The sequence below is a fragment of the Ignavibacteria bacterium genome (assembly GCA_025612375.1).
Classification (GTDB): domain Bacteria; phylum Bacteroidota; class Ignavibacteria; order Ignavibacteriales; family SURF-24; genus JAAXKN01.
The window spans coordinates 1-1,512 of the sequence record JAAXKN010000119.1; the positions used below are offsets into that span (position 1 = coordinate 1).

General features: G+C 42.9%; 1 protein-coding gene. It reads right to left on the minus strand.

Annotated elements, in window-relative coordinates; all coding sequences use genetic code 11:
* Positions 1-5 precede the first annotated feature (5 nt).
* A complete protein-coding gene (locus HF312_21580) occupies positions 6-1,499 on the minus strand; it encodes a hypothetical protein (GenBank protein ID MCU7522802.1) in 1,494 nt (497 codons plus the stop codon).
* Positions 1,500-1,512 lie beyond the last annotated feature (13 nt).

The following is a 1,512-nucleotide window of genomic DNA, read 5'->3' on the forward strand; positions in this document are numbered from 1 at the left end:
GCCTTTTAGGATGCCTCGAGCAACAGCTTCAAAATATTAAATTGTTTGTGCCTGATCCATGCATCCAGGTGAATGTTAATTACAGAAAAAGCAGCAAAAGCAAACCGCATCATAGTGCTTTGGGAGCGGGCATCTTCAATAGCATAATCAATGAACATTCTTTTGTTGGAGCGCTCCACAGATGTTCGTTTCTTGAATTCATCCTTGAAAGCATCTGTATGGCGGGGAACAGGAGTAAAAAGACGCCTATCGTCCCTTGGCTTAATATAGATCGTTTTCCCATAGGCGCTTTGAGAGCATTTGCAACTGGGTGGCGGTTCTTCTCCGCGACACGCAAACCAGCACCTGTATTTGATTCCTTTGGGTTTTGAATAACCCCAGTTACAATAAGGTATTCCACCTTTGCAGACAGGTCTGCCCTTGTTATCGAAACAAACAACATCCGGATGCTCAGATTTCATATTTGATTTCGTACGAGAGTCCAGCGGTATAAAAGGGATCATGTCATAGCTGTCTACAAATTCATAAATAGAGTAGCTATCCATGGCACCGTCTGCAAGGAAGTTCTTAAATTTAATGTTAGGGTAAAGTGAGTGAATATCACTTAAAGCAAAAACGGTTGTGATGCTGTCATGGCGGCTGGCTTGGGCCATACGAAGGTATATAGGTAAATCATATGGGCTGTCAGATGCGGTTACGTTAAAAAGGGTGTCACCAAAGAACCATTGTTCGCGGTAACTATCCCAACCCCATCTGGCATCGGGATCAGAATATTTTCTTGGGCATTTACAGTTGTAGATGCCCTTGGAGCGACAATCGCATACTTTTACACCGTACTGGCTAGCACCTGAATAGTATGGAGAACCATCAAAAGCCACGGATAAAGCTGAAGTCTTGCCTAATATCCCCATTTCAGCAGACTGATCTACTACACACCGAGCCAACAACTGCTGCATGATTTTAGCCGGGTTGATATTTGGCAGTCGTCCATTTATCGCACGCTGTACAAGTTTTTTTACAGAACCAGAGTGTTTAGGTGGTAGTTTCTCGTTAGCTTTTAACTTTTTTCTAGGCCTGGATAAAAACTTCTTTGGACGCAGCTTTCGCTCAACATGTTCAGACCTGTCGGATTGCCAGAGACGGATTAAGAAATCGTAATAGGAAGATGCCCCGGGTGCGGTTTTACTATCAAAGCCGCAAAGATTAAATAAAAGAGAATCGTTTGCTACAGTTTGTGCCCAATTTGTGATAGAATGTTCTTTGAAATCAAGCATTAGTACCAAGGAACGAAAAATTCCTTGTTGGTTTTTGGCGGGGCGGCCTAAACCGGAGTATAGTGGCTTGATTACAGGAAGCAGGCTATCCAGATTGAGCAGATGAAGCTTTGAAATGCTTTTAGAATGCTGGATTAGCCTGTTTTTTTGTACTGTCTGTGTCTCAATTAAGTACATCTCAAGCTTCTTCTGGTATTCTGAGTGTGGTACCCAGTTCTTTAGCAAATAAATCACCCCC